13 protein-coding genes are annotated in these 17,330 nt (G+C 59.4%); 7 read left to right on the top strand and 6 right to left on the bottom strand.

The genetic code is table 11. The annotated features are described in order from the left end of the window. Nucleotides 1–38 precede the first annotated feature (38 nt). Nucleotides 39–527, top strand: coding sequence for a DUF2306 domain-containing protein (locus FGF54_RS09560; protein WP_142779522.1), 489 nt, complete (start codon nt 39–41; stop codon nt 525–527). A 97-nt stretch (nt 528–624) separates the two neighbouring features. Further along, complete coding sequence (locus FGF54_RS09555) at nt 625–1,542, top strand: neutral zinc metallopeptidase (RefSeq protein WP_142779521.1); 918 nt, start codon at nt 625–627, stop codon at nt 1,540–1,542. A 30-nt stretch (nt 1,543–1,572) separates the two neighbouring features. Here FGF54_RS09555 and FGF54_RS09550 read toward each other — a convergent pair whose 3' ends face one another. Further along, on the bottom strand, nt 1,573–2,052 hold the full coding sequence (locus tag FGF54_RS09550) for a DUF2938 domain-containing protein (protein WP_142779520.1): 480 nt from the start codon (nt 2,050–2,052) through the stop codon (nt 1,573–1,575). Between the two features lie 123 nt (nt 2,053–2,175). Beyond that, nucleotides 2,176–4,266 carry a methyl-accepting chemotaxis protein gene (locus FGF54_RS09545; protein ID WP_142779519.1) on the bottom strand — a complete coding sequence of 697 codons (2,091 nt, stop codon included), beginning with the start codon at nt 4,264–4,266 and terminating at the stop codon, nt 2,176–2,178. 329 nt (nt 4,267–4,595) lie between these two features. Here FGF54_RS09545 and FGF54_RS09540 point away from each other — a divergent pair, with 329 nt between their 5' ends. Next, on the top strand, nt 4,596–5,993 hold the full coding sequence (locus FGF54_RS09540; protein ID WP_142779518.1) for an MATE family efflux transporter: 1,398 nt from the start codon (nt 4,596–4,598) through the stop codon (nt 5,991–5,993). 38 nt (nt 5,994–6,031) lie between these two features. On the opposite strand, the gene carA is transcribed toward FGF54_RS09540, so the two are convergent. After that, nucleotides 6,032–7,237 (bottom strand): glutamine-hydrolyzing carbamoyl-phosphate synthase small subunit, encoded by a 1,206-nt coding sequence (gene carA, locus FGF54_RS09535; RefSeq protein ID WP_142779517.1) that lies wholly within the window; start codon nt 7,235–7,237, stop codon nt 6,032–6,034. Nucleotides 7,238–7,572: 335 nt separating this feature from the next. Here carA and FGF54_RS09530 point away from each other — a divergent pair, with 335 nt between their 5' ends. Further along, nucleotides 7,573–8,025 carry a GatB/YqeY domain-containing protein gene (locus FGF54_RS09530; protein WP_003522833.1) on the top strand — a complete coding sequence of 151 codons (453 nt, stop codon included), beginning with the start codon at nt 7,573–7,575 and terminating at the stop codon, nt 8,023–8,025. A gap of 282 nt (nt 8,026–8,307) precedes the next feature. Here FGF54_RS09530 and FGF54_RS09525 read toward each other — a convergent pair whose 3' ends face one another. Together FGF54_RS09525 and FGF54_RS09520 are read right to left on the bottom strand one after the other, a co-directional pair. Then, nucleotides 8,308–8,637: a BrnA antitoxin family protein gene (locus FGF54_RS09525; RefSeq protein WP_035260970.1), complete on the bottom strand. Its 330-nt coding sequence runs from the start codon at nt 8,635–8,637 to the stop codon at nt 8,308–8,310. Next, nucleotides 8,600–8,893 carry a BrnT family toxin gene (locus tag FGF54_RS09520; RefSeq protein WP_080707245.1) on the bottom strand — a complete coding sequence of 98 codons (294 nt, stop codon included), beginning with the start codon at nt 8,891–8,893 and terminating at the stop codon, nt 8,600–8,602. The genes FGF54_RS09525 and FGF54_RS09520 overlap by 38 nt, the downstream gene beginning before the upstream one ends. 174 nt (nt 8,894–9,067) lie before the next feature. Here FGF54_RS09520 and dnaG point away from each other — a divergent pair, with 174 nt between their 5' ends. The 3 genes from dnaG (at nt 9,068) to FGF54_RS09505 (ending at nt 14,617) form a co-directional block, all read left to right on the top strand. Further along, a complete protein-coding gene (dnaG, locus tag FGF54_RS09515; protein ID WP_142779516.1) occupies nt 9,068–11,053 on the top strand; it encodes a DNA primase in 1,986 nt (661 codons plus the stop codon). A gap of 393 nt (nt 11,054–11,446) precedes the next feature. After that, nucleotides 11,447–13,501 carry an RNA polymerase sigma factor RpoD gene (gene rpoD, locus FGF54_RS09510; RefSeq protein WP_035260974.1) on the top strand — a complete coding sequence of 685 codons (2,055 nt, stop codon included), beginning with the start codon at nt 11,447–11,449 and terminating at the stop codon, nt 13,499–13,501. Between the two features lie 195 nt (nt 13,502–13,696). After that, on the top strand, nt 13,697–14,617 hold the full coding sequence (locus FGF54_RS09505; RefSeq protein WP_168208048.1) for a DUF930 domain-containing protein: 921 nt from the start codon (nt 13,697–13,699) through the stop codon (nt 14,615–14,617). Between the two features lie 43 nt (nt 14,618–14,660). Here the strand turns inward: FGF54_RS09505 and FGF54_RS09500 are convergent, their stop codons facing one another. Beyond that, complete coding sequence (locus FGF54_RS09500; protein WP_142779514.1) at nt 14,661–17,213, bottom strand: HWE histidine kinase domain-containing protein; 2,553 nt, start codon at nt 17,211–17,213, stop codon at nt 14,661–14,663. Between the last annotated feature and the right edge of the window lie 117 nt (nt 17,214–17,330).

Genomic DNA, 17,330 nt, shown 5'->3' with positions numbered 1-17,330 from the left:
AAATTGGCTTCGATTTCAACCGAACCGAAACAGCGCCCATGTCATTCCAGCCTTTGTTAGATGCATCGCTTGCCGTGCAGTTCCATGTTGCCACCGTCGTGCCCGCAGCCCTTCTTGGGGCCTTCATTTTTCTGCGCCCAAAGGGCACCGCCATTCACCGGCTGCTCGGCAAGATCTGGGTGGTGCTGATGGTCGCGACTGCGGCGTCTACCTTCTTCATCCATGAATTGAAGGTGTTTTATGGTTTCAGCCCGATCCATCTGCTTTCCATCTTCACCATCTACGGGTGTCTGCAATCAATCTATTTCGCCCGCCGCGGTGATATCAGACGCCATATGCGGATCATGCAGAGCGTTTATCTCGGCGGCATCGTGATCGCCGGAGGTTTCACCTTCGTTCCCGGCCGCATCATGCATGAGGTTTTTTTCGGCGATGGAAAAGCCGGTTTTGTGGCCCTTTCCGCCGGCGCACTGGTGTTCGTCCTCCTGTTTCTGACGGTATTGAAACAGCGACGCCGAACCGTCTGAAAGGTTCCTTTGGCCGCCTCTGCTTTCTTCCGGAACAAGATGTATTATAGTGCCGTTATAAGGCAGCTTGTTGAGGCGGAACCGCCGGGAGAAGAGCATGGAATGGAGAGGGCGCCGCCAGTCGGACAATATTGAGGATCGGCGCGGCATGTCGGCGGGGCCGAGTGATCCTTTTTCCCGAGGCGGGATGCGCGTGCCAATCGGGCGTCGCGGCGGCGGTATCGGGATCGGGGGTCTTCTGGTCATTCTATTGATCAGCTGGGTGCTCGGCATCAACCCGCTGACGCTGCTGACCGGCGGTGACCTGTCGATGGATGGCGGGGGTACGACGCAATCGGGAACCCAGCAGTCCGGCACGCGACCACAGGGGCAATCGTCCGACGAGACGACGGCCTTCGTCCGCACCGTCCTTGCCGAGACCGAGGATACGTGGAGCGGCATCTTCCAGTCCGCTGGCGAAACCTATCAGAAACCGACCCTAGTGCTGTTTTCTGGCCAGGTCGCATCTGCCTGCGGTTCTGCGTCGGCGGCCAGCGGTCCGTTCTATTGCCCGGGTGACCGCAAGGTCTATCTCGACACCAGTTTCTTCAATGAGCTGGACAAGCGTTTCGGCGCGGCTGGGGATTTTGCTCAGGCTTACGTGATTGCGCATGAGGTGGGACACCACGTTCAGAACCTGACCGGCGTCCTGCCTGAGTTCAACCGCCGCCGTCAGTCCATGAGCCAGACGGACGCCAACAAGATGTCGGTGCGTGTGGAGCTTCAGGCGGATTGTTACGCGGGTATCTGGGGCAAATTCACTGAACAGAAGGGCATTCTCGAGGCCGGTGATCTTGAGGAAGCGCTCAACGCCGCCCATCAGATCGGCGACGATACGCTGCAGAAGCAGACTCAAGGCTATGTGGTGCCCGATAGCTTCAACCACGGCACCTCGGCGCAGCGCGTGGAATGGTTCAAGCGCGGCTTCCAGAGCGGTCGTGTCGAGGACTGCGATACTTTCTCGGCGAATATCTAAGGAGAGGGGGCTTATCAGCCCCCTTTTCGTTTAGCGCATCAAGAGCGCCACCACATACATGCCTAGGGCGAAGATGGTGTGAGCCACGAGGTTGAGGACGCGAGCCTTCGTGGGGTTCGGTGTTTTCGATGCGGCCCAGCCAATGCCGAGTCCCGGTTGCAGCAGGAACCAGCCTGCGCCCACCGTGATGATGCCGACGATCCACGGCGCTATGAAAGACGGGTTTGCAAACCAGGCGGCCGGGACCACCAAGGCAAGAATGACACCATAGAGAATGCCGACGGCGTAATGCGAAATCCAGCCGAGCGCCAGTTCGTGCTCATAGGGTTCAGCCGTGGCGATGCTGTCGTGAAATAGCCGGCCCTTCGGCACATGCCAGAACCAGCGGCCGACCGGCGCCCAGTTCGGCGCGGACTGGCCAAAGAACCGGTGCAGCACGATTGCCCATATATCCATAAACACGGTGCCGCCAATGCCCATGGCAATGCCGCGCCAAATCAGTTCCAGCATGAATCCCTCCGCATGATCATGATCGATCAAGCTCTAGCGGATCGCGCCGGTGGCGGAAACCGGCTATTGCCGGGACGGACAAGAAAAATGGCCGGATCGCTCCGGCCATTTCTGTTTTTGCCATCATGCAGCGCGCCCATATTCCGCCTGCCGCCGCGTAGCCGCGGCGAGCTGGAATTGTGCGAGCAGCTCGTTGAGCGCCGCCGCTTCCGAGGCGAGCCCGTGGCTTGCGGCCGTCTGTTCCTCAACCATGGCGGCATTCTGCTGCGTGCCCTGATCGATGGTGTTGATGGCGGTGTTGATTTCCTGAAGGCCGGTCGATTGTTCGCGCGACGAGGTCACGATGGCGTCGATGTGGCGATTGATTTCCTGCACTTCGCGGACGATGGTTTCCAGCGCCTTGCCGGCATTGCCGACGAGATCGACGCCGGACTGCACCTGCGATGTGGAGGCGTTGATCAGCGTCTTGATCTCCTTCGCCGCATTGGCGGAGCGCTGGGCAAGCTCGCGCACTTCCTGGGCGACGACGGCAAAACCCTTGCCGGCCTCACCTGCGCGGGCGGCTTCCACGCCGGCATTCAGCGCCAGAAGGTTGGTCTGGAAGGCGATCTCGTCAATCACGCCGATGATGTTGCTGATCTCGGACGACGATTTTTCGATGCCTTCCATGGCGCGAACCGCATCTTCGACGATGACGCCGGACCGTTCGGCATTGTTGCGGGCGCGGTCGACCAGACGGCCCACTTCTTCCGCACGGCGGGCGGAATCCTTGACGGTGGTTGTGATTTCCTCAAGCGCCGCCGCGGTCTCTTCCACGGAGGCCGCCTGCTGCTCGGTGCGTCGCGCCAGATCGTCGGCGGACTGACGGATTTCGCCGGCGCCGGCGTCGATGGCGCGGGCGTTCTGGCCGACGGTGCTGAGCGCTGCGTTCAGCTTGGCGACGGAATTGTTGAAATCATCGCGCAGGCGGTCGATGCGGGTCACGAAGGGCGTGTCGATGCGGTAGTTGAGGTCGCCATCGGAAAGATGCGCCAGTCCCCGGGCGAGCGAATCGACCGCGAACTGGATGTCGGCGGCGTCCTTTGCCGCCAGTCTTTCGCGCTCGCTACGCTCCCGTTCGGAAAGCGTGCGGTTTTCTTCGGCATCGCCTTCGAGGCGCAGGCGTTCCATGGCGTTCGACCGGAACACGGCGACGGCTGCGGCCATGGAGCCGATCTGGTCGGTGCGCTCCTGACCGGGAATGGCGACTTCGAGATTGCCGGATGCGAGGCCTTCCATGGCCGAGGTCATCTGCGTCACCGGGCGAACGATGAAGCGGGACAGCACGGTGGCCAAGAGACCGATCATGATCGCGGCGGCGAGAATTGTGGCGATGGTCGCCGCCAGGCGGAACTGGCCAATGGCGCCATAGGCAACATCGGAATCAACGACAAAGCCGAGATACCAGTCGACCGAGGGCAGGCCCGCCACCGGAATGAAGCTGGTGATCTTGCCCTTGCCGTCGATTTCGGTCTGCGAAATCGCCGAGGAAATGGCCGGCGTATTGACCTTGAAAAGATCGGTCAGCGGCTTGTCGATGAATTTCGGATCGGGGTGAATAAGGATCTTGCCGTCCTTGCTGACGAGGAACGCATATCCGTCCGTGCCGGCATCCACCGACTTGATCATGTTGACCAGCGAATTGAGCGAGAAGTCGCTGCCCGTCACGCCGGCCAGCTTGCCATCGATGGAAACGGGAATGGCGGCGGTGATGATGAGCCCGCCGGTCGAGGCGTCGTTATAGGGTTCGGTCAGAACCGTCTTGCCGGCCTTGGCCGCATCCAGATACCACGGACGCTTGCGCGGGTCATATCCTTCCGGCAGCGGTGTTTTGGGGAAGGTGGTGAAGCTTCCCGTTTCGGCATTGCCGAAATAGGTCGACATGAACTGCGCGGTCAGAACGTCGTTTTCCAGAAACCGCAGCTTCGCCTCTTCATCCGGAAGCTTGGCAAGCGTCTTTGCCACTGTTTCCGTCAGCATGATGCGGCCATTCAGCCAGTTGGCGATGCTTTGCGCGGCCTGCTTGCCGGAAGAATCGATATTTTCCGCCACCGCTTCCGTCGTGACGCGGTGCTGAAGGCTGTCGATGTAGAAGGAAAAACCGGCAAAGGCGGCGACGACAAGCGAAGACGCCGCAAAGAGGATGCGTGTCATGAGGTTGGTTTTTTTGGGCAAGCTACACGTCCTTGGAACAGGATGTACCGTTCGGCTCATCTTGTGAAATGGTGGGAAAGACATGCCAGAAAGGCGGGAATATTCTGCATCATGCAGCTTGTGATTTAAAAGAACTACGCGATGTTCTAATGAATAAAGCGGAATGGTAAAATTCAGCTAAATTTGTCTTATGTCATGTCGTTTGCGCTGAGGCCGGAGCGGCGCCGTTTGTTTGCGTAAATTTTGATCACTCATCCGCAAAGGTTGCGTGCAGGAAGGGAATATTTTATTCATCACCATGCTGCCGTTGCGCAATTCGCGGGCAACGGCCAAAGTTCAGGTGAATTACAATGTCTTCGTCGGTTGTTGCAGAAACCGTTCCGTCCGGATCGGGGTCGTGGTTTTCGCATTTTCAGGCTACGCTTGCGCTGGGAATTCCGCTCATCGGTGCGCAGCTCGCACAGCTTGGCATCCATACAACGGATATGGTCATCGTCGGACAGCTTGGCGCTGAAAAGCTGGCGGCCATGGTGCTGGCCGGGCAGTTCTTCTTCGTCGTCTTCATTTTCGGCTCCGGCTTTTCCGTGGCCGTGGTGCCGATGGTGGCGCAGGCCTACGGGCAGGGGGATGCGACGGCGGCCCGTCGCTCGCTGCGCATGGGCATGTGGGTGGCGATCGCCTATTGGCTGCTCGCCCTGCCGATCTTCTTTAATGCCGAGCGCATTCTCATTTCTCTCGGGCAGAACCCCAATGTGGCGGCGTTGACCGGCCATTATCTCGCCATCGCCAAGTTCGGCCTTTTGCCGGCGCTGCTGTTTTATGTCCTGCGCGGTCTCGTCAGCGCCATCGGGCGCGCCGGAATCATTCTTTATGTCACCATCATCATGCTGGTGATGAACGGTGTGCTTGCCTATGCGCTGGTGTTCGGCCATTTCGGATTGCCCGCTATGGGCATGAACGGTGCTGCTGTCGTTGCCGTCATCGTCAATGCCTTCAGCTTCATCTTCATCGTCGTCTATGTGCAGACGCGGGAGGAAACCAGGAAATACGAGCTGTTCGTGCGCTTCTGGCGGCCAGACTGGCATGCGCTCTTCGAAGTGCTGCGCCTCGGTCTGCCGATCAGTATCACCATCCTTGCCGAAGTGACGCTGTTCGCCGCCGCTTCGATCCTCATGGGGCAGATCGGCACCGTGCAGCTTGCGGCACACGGCATCGCCCTGCAGCTCGCCTCCATCGCCTTCATGATTCCGCTCGGCCTGTCGCAGGCGGCGACCGTGCGGGTGGGCATCGCCCGCGGTCAGGGGGACTTCAAGAACCTCATCCGCGCTTCCATCATGGTCTATGCGATTGCCTGCGGCATTGCCATTTGCGGCGGCATCCTGTTTGCGGCCGTGCCGGAATTTCTGGCGAAATGGTTCCTGGATGCGAAATTGCCCGAGGCGGCGGAAGTGCTTGCCTATGCCAGCAGCCTGGTGGTGATCGCCGGCATCTTCCAGCTTGTCGACGGCATTCAGGCCGTGACGGCGGGCCTGCTGCGCGGATTGAAGGATGCGCGCATTCCGGCGATGCTGGCACTGATTTCCTATTGGCCGATCGGGCTGGCGCTTGCCTGGACCATGGCCTTTCCGCTCGGCTTTGGCGGGCGCGGTGTCTGGTTCGGTTTCGTGATCGGCCTTTCGACGGCGGCCGTTCTGCTCACCATCCGCTTCGTCCTTCTGGTGAAGCGTGAAATGCAAACGGCCCGCTGAAAAGCGGGCCGCATAATCTTTCCTGATTTTACGAGGTATCAGCGCTCGGCGAGCGCTGCCTCACCTTGTCTTTCGCGCAGCAGGTTGACGAAGCGGCGGAAGAGATAGTGGCTGTCCTGCGGACCGGGCGATGCTTCCGGGTGGTGCTGGACCGAGAAGACCGGCTTGCCGACGATGCGCAGGCCGCAATTGGTGCCATCGAACAGCGAGATATGGGTCTCTTCGACGCCTTCGGGCAGCGACTTGGTGTCGACCGCAAAGCCGTGGTTCATGGAGACGATTTCAACCTTGCCGGTGGTGAAGTCCTTGACCGGGTGGTTGGCGCCGTGGTGGCCCTGATGCATCTTTTCGGTCTTTGCGCCGACGGCAAGCCCGAGCATCTGGTGGCCGAGGCAGATGCCGAAGATCGGCAGCTCGCTCTTGATGAGGTTCTGGATAACCGGCACGGCATATTCGCCCGTCGCGGCCGGGTCTCCCGGGCCGTTGGACAGGAACACGCCATCCGGCTTCAGCGCCAGAATGTCTTCGGCCGATGTCTGGGCCGGAACGACCGTGACCTTGCAATCCAGACCGGCAAAGAGGCGCAGGATGTTGCGCTTGACGCCGAAATCGACGCAGACGACGTGGTATTTAGCATCGGCTTCGCCGAGCGTGCCGTAGCCCTTGTTCCACACCCACGGCGTTTCCGTCCAGGTGGAGGACTGGCCGGAGGTGGCTTCGATGGCGAGATCGAGACCGACGAGGCCGCTCCAGGCCTTGGCTTCCGCTTTCAGCGCTTCGATGTCGAAGACACCGTTAGGATCATGGGCGATCACCGCGTTCGGCGCGCCGTTTTCGCGGATCCATGCGGTGAGCGCACGGGTGTCGATGCCGCAGAGGCCGATGACGCCGCGGGCCTTCAGCCAGGCATCGAGATGCTTGGCGGCGCGGAAGTTCGACGGATCGGTGATATCGGCCTTGAAGATGACGCCGACCGCGCCGCGACGGGCGGCGGGCGTCAGGTCTTCGATGTCTTCCTCATTGGTGCCGACATTGCCGATATGCGGGAAGGTGAAGGTGACGATCTGGCCGAGATAGGAAGGATCGGTCAGGATTTCCTCGTAACCCGTCAGCGCCGTGTTGAAGCAGACTTCGGCCTGAACCTTGCCGGTTGCGCCGATGCCCGTTCCTTCAATCACCGTGCCATCGGAAAGAACAAGCATTGCGGTCGGTTTGCGGGTAGTCCAGGGCGCTGTCTCGGTCATCTCGTTCCGTTTCTGCCGCTTCGCACCCCGCCTCTTGAAAGGCAGGGGGTAAGGGGCCATTTTTGTCGCAGGCTTCGTGACATAAAGGGGCGCGCGATAAAGCTCGCGTTCCGACCCTTCGTTAAAATCTCGTGCAGGTGCCGGAAAATAACGAAAGCAGCCCAAGCGGTCAACCGCAGGGCCAAGATTTACGTGGAATTAAACCACCGTATTTTCAAGGTCTTATGCATTTGATTTGCTTGAGCGTGTTTGCTCGTTTATGTCGTTTCGCAAAATGAGGTGGAAAGTTTCCGTATCGAGAAGCTGCGGAAAGCGCTTTCCCAAGGAGAAGAAAAATGATGCGCGACACGTTCGCAAACGCTTTGAAGGACGCATTGAAGGCTCGTGATGCACGCCGCACCTCGACCGTGCGCCTCATCCAGACCGCCATCAAGGATCGCGATATCGCCAATCGCGGCGTGGGCAAAGACCCCGTCAGCGATGAGGACATCATGCAGATCCTGACCAAGATGGTGAAGCAGCGGGAAGAATCCGCCAATATCTATGAAGGCGCCGGCCGCCCCGAGCTTGCCGCTCAGGAGCGCGAGGAAATCGTCATCATCAAGGAATTCATGCCGGAAGAAATCCCGGCCGAGAAGGTGCGCGAACTCTGCCAGGCCGTCATCACTGAGACCGGCGCCTCCGGCCTGCGCGACATGGGCAAGTGCATGAATGCGCTGAAGGAGCGCTACCCCGGCCAGATCGACTTCGCCAAGGCTTCCGGCGTCGTCAAGGATTTGCTGAAGTAAGTTCGGGCATCCTTAAAAAGTAAAGGCAGGGCAGATGTGGGCTGCCCTGCCTTTTTTCTGTCGACGAAAACGCATTCCGGCGGATCAAAATGCGGTCCTTCACAGGCTTTTTTCGGGGGACGTGCCTGCGGGCGTCGGCAGATTATACGGAGGTCAATTGCTGCCTTCGTTTATGTTTTTATATCGCCGCTTTGGCCGGCTCAAATTACAAAAACATAATTTTTGGTGATGCTGCGGTGCCATAAATTTGCCCGAAGCGGGCGCAATGGCGATTTGCGGTCTTCAACCCTGCCGCTTTTTCTGTTCATGCACATAATGGCGCAGAACGGCGTTCATACGTGTCTGATATCCTTTGCCGGTGGACTTGAAAAAGTCCACGACGTCCTGATCGACACGAATGGAAATGGATTGTTTGGCTGTGGGGAAAACCACATCGGCCTTCGACCAGTCGATATCCTCAAAGCCCGCCCAGTCCGGGTCGTCACGTGTGGCGCGTTCGATGTCCTCGTCGGTCATAGCGTCGACGCGCGCCCAGTCGGTTCGATCTTCGCCCTTGGCGATCTTTTTGCGGATTTCATCCGGAGAATATCTGACGATACGTTCTTCGCTCATTTTTCCTCGTCGCCCTTGCTGATATGATCCGGCAAACCTCGCCCCGCATCGTATAAATGATGGCGATGAGATCGCCTGTATCCGGGCATATCGCCAGAATACGACTTTCCCCGTTTTGATCGGAGCGACTTTCCAGATGGGGTTGCGAAAGCGCCCGCGCCGCCCGTGGAAAGTCGATGCCGTGCTTCTGAATATTAATCTGCCGCTTGTTTTCATCCCATTCAAAGGAAATGAAATCTTTCGTCACAATGTCCATGAGCAGCCTGAAGCCGGCTCCAGTTCAAAAGCGCTCATGCACCGTTTGTGTATATTCATCTGTATATACATTAATGTCAACGCCGCCTGTGAATAGTGGGTATTATTTACCTGCCCGTTTTGTATTGCGGCTTTTCTGCGCTTATATGAAAGACTGGCCTCGAATAGGTAACCCATGCGCTTTTCCAACTCTTTCCTCGATGAGATACGCGACCGCGTGAACATCTCCGATGTGATCGGCCGACGTGTGTCCTGGGACAAGAAGAAGACCAACACGTCGCGCGGGGATTATTGGGCCTGCTGCCCGTTCCATGGCGAGAAAAGCCCGAGCTTCCACTGCGAGGACCGCAAGGGGCGGTATCATTGCTTCGGTTGCGGCGTTTCCGGCGATCACTTCCGCTTTCTGACTGAGCTTGAGGGCCTGAGTTTTCCGGAGGCCGTGCAGCAGATTGCCGATATGGCCGGCATTTCCATGCCGCAGCCCGATCCGCAGGCGGAAAAGCGCGAGCGCGAGCGCACCTCGCTTCAGGACGTCATGGAAATGGCGACGCTGTTCTTTCAGGACCAGTTACAGACCGCGCTCGGTGCGCGGGCGCGGGCTTACCTGCGCGATCGCGGGTTGACCGGGCGCATCATCGAGACTTTCCGGCTGGGTTATGCGCCCGATAGCCGCAATGCGCTGAAAGAGCATCTGGCGGGCAAGGGCGTGACGAAGGAACAGATGGAGGCCTGCGGGCTGGTGGTGCATGAGAATGTGCCGGTCTCCTACGACCGCTTCCGAGACCGCATCATGTTCCCGATCCTGTCGTCGCGGGAAAAGGTGATCGCTTTCGGCGGCCGCGCCATGGCAGCGGATGCGGTGGCGAAATATCTGAACTCCAACGAAACAGAGCTCTTTCACAAGGGCAATGTTCTCTACAATTTCGCCCGCGCCCGGCGCGCCTCGCAGGCGGCCGGCGGTTCGGTCATCGCCGTCGAAGGTTATATGGATGTCATCGCGCTCTATCAGGCGGGTGTGGAAAATGCCGTCGCGCCGCTCGGCACGGCGCTGACCGAAAGCCAGCTCGATCTCCTCTGGAAAATGTCGCCGCAGCCGATCCTCTGCTTCGATGGCGATGGCGCCGGCATTCGCGCCGCCAACCGTGCGGCCGACCTTGCCCTGCCGCATATTAAGCCGGATCGTTCCGTCAGTTTCGCGCTTCTGCCCGATGGCAAGGATCCGGACGATCTCGTGCGGCTTGAGGGGCGTGCGCCTTTCGACCGGGTGCTGTCTGAAGCCAAGCCGCTGGCCGCGATGATCTGGAGCCGCGAGACCTCCGGCGTCACTTTCGATACGCCGGAAAAACGCGCGCAGCTTGAAAGCCGGTTGCGGCAGATCGTGGCCGTTATCGGCGACGAGACAGTGCGCCGTTTTTACCAGCAGGATATGCGCGACAGGCTGAATGGCTTTTTCCAGCCGCGTTTTCAGCAGGGTGGGGCTCAGAACGGCAATTTTCGCCGCAACGGCGCGCAGCCCGCGGGACGCGGTTTCCAGCGCAATGCGCCGGGGCGGGGCGGGGCGATGGCTGCACCAGCCAGCAGCATTTCCGACCGGCTGGCGCAATCGGGTCTCGTCAGGGGCTATCAGACAAAGCCTTCGCTCCGGGAAAGCGTTCTTGCCATCACCATCGTCAACCATCCCGAATTGCTGCTCGAGGAATATGACGAGATCGCCGCTATCGACTACGAAAACCGCGATTTGCAGCGCCTGTGGTCGACGGTGCTGACCTATGCGGCGGAAAGTGCGGCGGATATTTCGCGGGCGGGGCTGATCGAGCGCCTGTCACAGCAGGGTTTCGAGGTGCTTTTGAAGGCCATGGACCAGCAGGTGCGCAATGCCCGCCTGTGGACGGCGACGGAGCAGGCGGCGATGGAGGATGCGCGCGAGGGTTATGTGCAGGCGCTTTCCCTGCATAAGAGGACGAAATCCCTGCTCTGGCAGAAAAAGGAACTGGAGCGGGAAATCGCCGAGGCGACGGATGACGAACGCGGTACATTGCTGGTGCGGGCGCTGGCCGAAGTGCAGCTTGAAATCGGCCGTATGGAAAATCAGGAGGCGATCATCGATGGTTTCGGGGTCATGTCCGGCCGGGTGAAGGGGCCGGCCGTCGGTCATGGCTGAGGGCGGTCGGCAGAATTGAAAGGTGTTTGGGGTTGCCTTTTGCGGCAGGCGTCCTAAATAGGGGATAGTCTGGTGATAACCCGCAAAATGCGGCTCTTTTTAAGAATTTCCTTGGCTGTCTCGCCCTCAAAGGCTTGACGGGGCGGGAAATAGCGGGAATCACCATTTCAGGAAAAGTAAGGTGGAATGAGCCTTGGCGGATAGAAATTGCATGAGCAAGCATTTCCGGGTGCACTGTCTTTGCATTCTGCCTGAGGCTGCCGTGGTTAATCGGCAATTAAAGATCACTCCGTTAGGTGTCTGACAGTGATTCGCGGCAATGCGCCGGATGCTCAAGGGGCGGACGGCGATGCGGCGGAACAGGTGTTAGCGTCAGGGAAAGCGACGAGATAGATGGCAACCAAAGTCAAAGAAAACGAAGAAGCAGAAAACGAACGCGACGGTGCGACGGACGGCCCGCTTCTCGACCTTTCGGATGACGCGGTCAAGAAAATGATCAAGGCCGCCAAGAAGCGCGGCTATGTGACGATGGACGAGCTGAATTCCGTCCTGCCGTCCGAAGAGGTGACCTCCGAGCAGATCGAGGACACGATGGCGATGCTGTCCGACATGGGCATCAACGTGATCGAGGACGAGGACGCCGAGGAAGCCGCCAGCAGTGACGACGACAGCGATTCCGATAGCGACGATTCCGAGGGTGGGGAACTTGCCCCTTCCAGCGGCACCGCGCTTGCGACCGCCAAGAAGAAAGAACCGACCGACCGTACCGACGACCCGGTGCGCATGTATCTGCGCGAAATGGGTTCCGTGGAGCTTCTGTCGCGCGAAGGCGAAATCGCCATCGCCAAGCGCATCGAGGCCGGCCGCGAAACGATGATTTCCGGCCTGTGCGAAAGCCCGCTGACGTTCCAGGCGCTGATCATCTGGCGCGACGAACTGAACGAAGGCACGACGCTGCTGCGCGAGATCATCGATCTCGAAACCACCTATTCCGGTCCGGAAGCCAAGGCGGCTCCCCAGTTCCAGAGCCCGGAAAAGATCGAAGCGGACCGCAAGGCCGCCGAAGAGAAGGAAAAGACCCGCAAGCTGCGTGCGCCGACCGGCGACGAGGATGTGACGGATGTTGGCGGCGATGGCCTGCCGCCGGAAGAGGAAGAAGAGGACGACGACGAGTCCAATCTTTCGCTTGCCGCGATGGAAGCCGAACTGCGCCCGCAGGTCATGGAAACGCTCGACACCATCGCTGACACCTACAAGAAGCTGCGCAAGCTTCAGGATCAGCAGGTTGAGGCGCGTCTTGCCTGCACGGGAACCCTGTCTTCGGGTCAGGAGCGTCGTTACAAGGAACTGAAGGATCAGCTGATCACGGCCGTCAAGTCGCTGTCGCTGAACCAGAACCGTATCGACAGCCTTGTCGAGCAGCTCTACGACATTTCCAAGCGTCTGATGCAGAATGAAGGCCGGCTGCTGCGCCTTGCCGAATCCTATGGCGTCAAGCGTGACAGCTTCCTTGAGCAGTATCACGGTGCGGAACTCGATCCGAACTGGATGAAGTCGATTGCCAATCTGGCCGCGCGCGGCTGGAAGGAATTCGCTCGCGAGGAAAGCAACACGATCCGGGAAATCCGTCAGGAAATCCAGAACCTCTCCACGGAAACCGGCATTTCCATCGCCGAATTCCGCCGCATCGTTTCGATGGTGCAGAAGGGTGAGCGCGAAGCGCGCATCGCCAAGAAGGAGATGGTCGAGGCCAACCTGCGTCTGGTGATCTCGATTGCGAAGAAGTATACCAACCGTGGTCTGCAGTTCCTCGATCTCATTCAGGAAGGCAATATCGGCCTGATGAAGGCGGTCGATAAGTTCGAATATCGTCGCGGTTACAAGTTCTCGACCTATGCGACCTGGTGGATCAGGCAGGCGATCACCCGTTCGATTGCCGACCAGGCCCGCACGATCCGTATTCCGGTTCACATGATCGAGACGATCAACAAGATCGTTCGCACCTCGCGCCAGATGCTGCACGAGATCGGCCGCGAGCCGACCCCGGAAGAACTGGCCGAAAAGCTCGCCATGCCGCTTGAAAAGGTGCGCAAGGTTCTGAAGATCGCCAAGGAGCCGATTTCGCTCGAAACCCCCGTGGGCGACGAAGAGGACTCGCATCTCGGCGACTTCATTGAGGACAAGAATGCGCTGCTGCCTATCGACGCCGCCATTCAGGCGAACCTGCGCGAGACGACCACCCGCGTTCTGGCGTCGCTGACGCCGCGTGAAGAACGCGTTCTGCGCATGCGCTTTGGCATCGGCATGAACACGGACCATACGCTGGAAGAAGTCGGCCAGCAGTTCTCGGTCACGCGCGAACGTATCCGTCAGATCGAGGCGAAGGCGCTGCGCAAGCTGAAGCATCCTAGCCGGTCGCGAAAGCTGCGCAGCTTCCTCGACAGCTAAGCTTTTGCTTCCTTCAAAATTGAACCCGGTCAGTCTGCGCTGGCCGGGTTTTTTGTTTCCCGCACTGGCGAACTCTGCGACAAGCCTTATGTGTGAAAACAGGCATTCCGCTTTTGCTGGATAAGCCCGGGTTCGATTTGGTTCGATGAGATGCAACAGATTTCAGCAAGCAGATGGCGGAGGGGAGGATGGGCTGTGCCCGTCTCCGTGCTGTTGCATCTTGCCGTCGTCGCGCTTTTCTTTTTCGAGCTGCCGGAGCGCATAGCCGAGCCGCAGGAGCCGGAAAGCATCAGCGTCGATCTGGTGCCGCCGCCGGAGGAGAAAAAGGCGGAAGAGGCCCCGCCGCCGGGTGAAGAGAAGGCGAAAGAGGAAAAGCCGCAACCTCCACCGCCGCCGCCCGCTCCTCCGGCGGAAGAGGCAAAACCTTTGCCGCCGCCGCAGGCGACGTTGCCGGCCATTGCCATGAGGCCCGAGGAAACGCAGACGGACCCTGAGGACAAGCCGGGCAAGACGGAGGAAGCGGAAAAGACCGAGCCTTCCGAAGAGTCTGCAAGCCAGCCTGAAAAAACGGCTGAGGAAAAGCCCGCAGCTCCTGCCGCCAACAGCGATCTTCAGGCTTCCGCCGCACAGGGGGAGATCGCGGTTTCACCCGTGAAGGAAGAAGCGCAGCCCGATCAGCCGCCAGTGCCGCAGGCCAAGCCGACTGAGGAAAAGCCGGCGGAAGTGACGGAAAAGAAACCCGCGAAACTTCCGGCGGCCAAAAACCTCCTGTCTTCGTCGATGCTGTCACCGGCCCAGAGACGCCAGATGTTTGGCGATCTGCCACCGCGTCGCCGCGTCGTTCAGCTTTGCAGCACCGAAGCCCTGGCCCAGATTCAGGGTGCGGGATTTGCCGCCAGGGGCATGATCCCCTATTCGGACACGGGCGGCAGGATTTCCGGTAATTCGATCGATGCTTCCGGCGGCGCGTTCAACACGGGCAATGGCTGGCATGACGTCTCGTTCCAGTGCGAAGTCGATTTGGAAAATTACACGGTGACGGAATTCCGGTTTAAAATCGGAAATGAGGTCAGCCCGGAAGACGCGAAAAAGCGGGGCTTTACGAGATTTCAGTGAGGGCGGGTTTTCCCAATCAGGAAGCCTCGTTCACATAAGTTTCCTAAACCCGCTCCGCATCCCCCACCAGCAACCCAATGCCCGCCATCAGCGCATCTTCATCATAGGGCTTCCTGATCACCGGCACGGTGCCGAATTCATCCGGCACCATGCTGCCATCCGCATAACCGGTGGCGAAGAGGAAGGGGACGCCACGGCGGTGGAGTTCGCGGGCGACGGGGATCGATGTATCGGAGCCGAGATTGATGTCGAGAATGGCCACATCCGGCATATAGGTCTTCAGCTTTTCAATGGCCATTGCCGACGAGGTTGCCGTTTCGATTGCCTTGATGCCGTTGTCTTCCAGCATGTTTTCGACATCCATGGCGATCAGCATCTGGTCTTCGACGAGTAATACTTTCAACGGCTCCTCCCGGTTATAGCGTCTGGGCTGCGGCGCGGTTTCATCTTCGGTTTGCGTGTCGGCGACTGCCGTGGCCGAGGAAACGTGACGGGAGGGCAGGAGGATTTCCGCCTCCAGCCCGTCAGGCAAATAGCGTATCGTGCTGCGCCCGCCGAGATCGTATGGGATGCTGCGGCTGATGAGCGCCGTGCCGAAGCCCGCGCGCGATGGCGGAGGCAGTTTGGTGGGCAGGATTTCGCGCCACTCAATCTCGCAATCGCGATTCTCGTCGATGGTCCAGCGCACATGCAATTGCCCGCCATTTTGCGAAAGCGCGCCGTATTTGGCGGCGTTCGTCGCCAGCTCATGCAGAACAAGAGCCATGACGGAGAAAGCGCGCGAATCGAGCGTGACCTGCGGGCCGGTCAGTTTCACAACGGTTTCCGGCGAGCGATGCGGCGACAGTTCGGCATCCAGAAGATCGCGAAGCGCGCCGCCGCCTTCACCGCGAATGATCTGGTCATGGGCAAAGGACAATGCCTGAATGCGGCCCTTCAGGGCGGTCACATATTCCTGCAGGGTCTTGCCCTCCTGCGAGGGATTGCCGACCAGCGATTTGATGATGGCGAGAACATTCTTGACGCGGTGGTTGAGCTCCTCGTTCAGCATGCGCTGGCGCACTTCCGCGCGTTCCCTTTCGCCCGCCATCAGTTCGCTGTGATGGAATGCGACCTCGACCAGCGCAATCCTCGCCGCTTCCGCGATTTCCCGGTCGGCTTCCGACCAGGGCTGCGCCTGCAGGCGGACCGTCTCTTTCCAGATCGCGAAACTCTTGCGCGGGGTAAGGCGGTCGCCCATCGGGCCGGTCTCGTAGGATTTTTCCGGATTGCCGGCCCAATTCAGGTTTTGCACGATCTCTTTGCGGAAAAACAACAGGTAGTCGTTTTTCACCTGCGACAGCGGAATGGCGAGCATTCCGGCTGCCGTGCCGGCATAGATTTCCGCCTCCGGTATGGCTTGCGACAGCGCATGCGTCGCCCAGACCTTGCCTTCCGACGCCGAGGCGACGAAGCGCGCCAGCCTTGGAATGGCGTCATGCGGCGGTGTTGCGCCATGGCCGTGCCAGTTGTTTCCCACCCACAGGCCGACGCCATCGCAGGGCATCAGATCGGCAAAATCCTGAAAGCTGTCGATCAGCAGTTCTTCGATGTTTGCGTGATGGGCGGCAAGCCGAAGAAAGCGGTCAAGCGCGGCATGGGCATGGTTGACGGTATCGAGCCTGCGCTTCTGTTTCAGAACCTGCAAATGCATGGAGAAAAACTCTCCGAACATTTCAGCGGCGATCCGGACCGGCATCGTCAGCACGCGCGGGGAATAATGATGGCAGGCGATCAGGCCCCACAGCGCACCGTCGACAATCACCGAAATCGACATGGAGGCCGCAACACCCATGTTGCGAAGATATTCGCAATGGATGGGCGAGACGCTGCGCAGATGGGCAAAGGACATATCGAGAGCTTCGCCCGATGCGTCAAGCGCCGGCAGGACGGAAACCCGGGCGCCGCTGGCGTCGGATATGATGCGCAACGTGTTCTTGAGATAGAGCGCGCGGGCCTGCTGGGGTATGTCGCTGGCGGGGAAATATTGACCGAGAAAGCTTTCCAGTTCCGGCTGCTTCGCTTCCGACACGACCTTGCCGGCGCCATCTTCCTCGAAACGGTAGATCATCACCCGGTCGTAACCGAGCGTCGCCTTTATCAGCCGCGTCGTTCTGGAGATCAGGCTTTCGACGCTGTCCGCCTCGCGGATGCGGTCCACCATCTTGCGCGCGGTGCCCAGCGGCTGCGTTTCGCTGCGGGAGGGCTCGAATTCGATGATGGTGGTGGATTTGTAGCGGTGCAGGGAAATATCGAAGCTGCGGCCGTCGCTCATTTCCATGGCGGGCAGCATGGCGGGACGCGTGGTTCTGCCGGTGACGGTGAGCGCATTGCGAAGATCGTGGACGAGTTTTTTGCCGAGCACCTCCTCGGCGGTCCTGCCATTGATATCGCCTTGGACGCCCAGCAGTTCGCGGCAGTTTTCAGAATGCCGCAGCACCATGCGCATGGCGTTGTCGCAGGCGATGAGACAGCCGTGCGGTTGAATATAGCCTGGGATGTGGATGGGTTCGCGGTCGCAATTGGTCAGGTCGACATGATAGTCACTGGGGGCCATGAATCAGTCTTTCGCACCTGTGCCTGTCTTGTACGGGGAATATTGTGTTTGTCGAGGAACGGGTAAGCTTGAATAATTCATTCTGATAATGCCGACCCTTCCCCGTTTTTTGCAACT

The sequence above is a fragment of the Agrobacterium sp. T29 genome (assembly GCF_006970545.1).
Taxonomy (GTDB): domain Bacteria; phylum Pseudomonadota; class Alphaproteobacteria; order Rhizobiales; family Rhizobiaceae; genus Agrobacterium; species Agrobacterium leguminum.
This window is presented reverse-complemented; position numbering and strand designations above follow the sequence as displayed.

Bases quoted from the DNA above. Each gene is read 5' to 3' on its own strand.
- FGF54_RS09530 (WP_003522833.1), top strand. From the start codon at position 7,573: ATGATGCGCGACACGTTCGCAAACGCTTTGAAGGACGCATTGAAGGCT.
- FGF54_RS09550 (WP_142779520.1), bottom strand. From the start codon at position 2,052: ATGCTGGAACTGATTTGGCGCGGCATTGCCATGGGCATTGGCGGCACC.
- FGF54_RS09520 (WP_080707245.1), bottom strand. From the start codon at position 8,893: ATGGACATTGTGACGAAAGATTTCATTTCCTTTGAATGGGATGAAAAC.
- rpoD (WP_035260974.1), top strand. From the start codon at position 11,447: ATGGCAACCAAAGTCAAAGAAAACGAAGAAGCAGAAAACGAACGCGAC.
- FGF54_RS09555 (WP_142779521.1), top strand. From the start codon at position 625: ATGGAATGGAGAGGGCGCCGCCAGTCGGACAATATTGAGGATCGGCGC.
- FGF54_RS09525 (WP_035260970.1), bottom strand. From the start codon at position 8,637: ATGAGCGAAGAACGTATCGTCAGATATTCTCCGGATGAAATCCGCAAA.
- FGF54_RS09500 (WP_142779514.1), bottom strand. From the start codon at position 17,213: ATGGCCCCCAGTGACTATCATGTCGACCTGACCAATTGCGACCGCGAA.
- FGF54_RS09560 (WP_142779522.1), top strand. From the start codon at position 39: ATGTCATTCCAGCCTTTGTTAGATGCATCGCTTGCCGTGCAGTTCCAT.
- FGF54_RS09540 (WP_142779518.1), top strand. From the start codon at position 4,596: ATGTCTTCGTCGGTTGTTGCAGAAACCGTTCCGTCCGGATCGGGGTCG.
- carA (WP_142779517.1), bottom strand. From the start codon at position 7,237: ATGACCGAGACAGCGCCCTGGACTACCCGCAAACCGACCGCAATGCTT.
- dnaG (WP_142779516.1), top strand. From the start codon at position 9,068: ATGCGCTTTTCCAACTCTTTCCTCGATGAGATACGCGACCGCGTGAAC.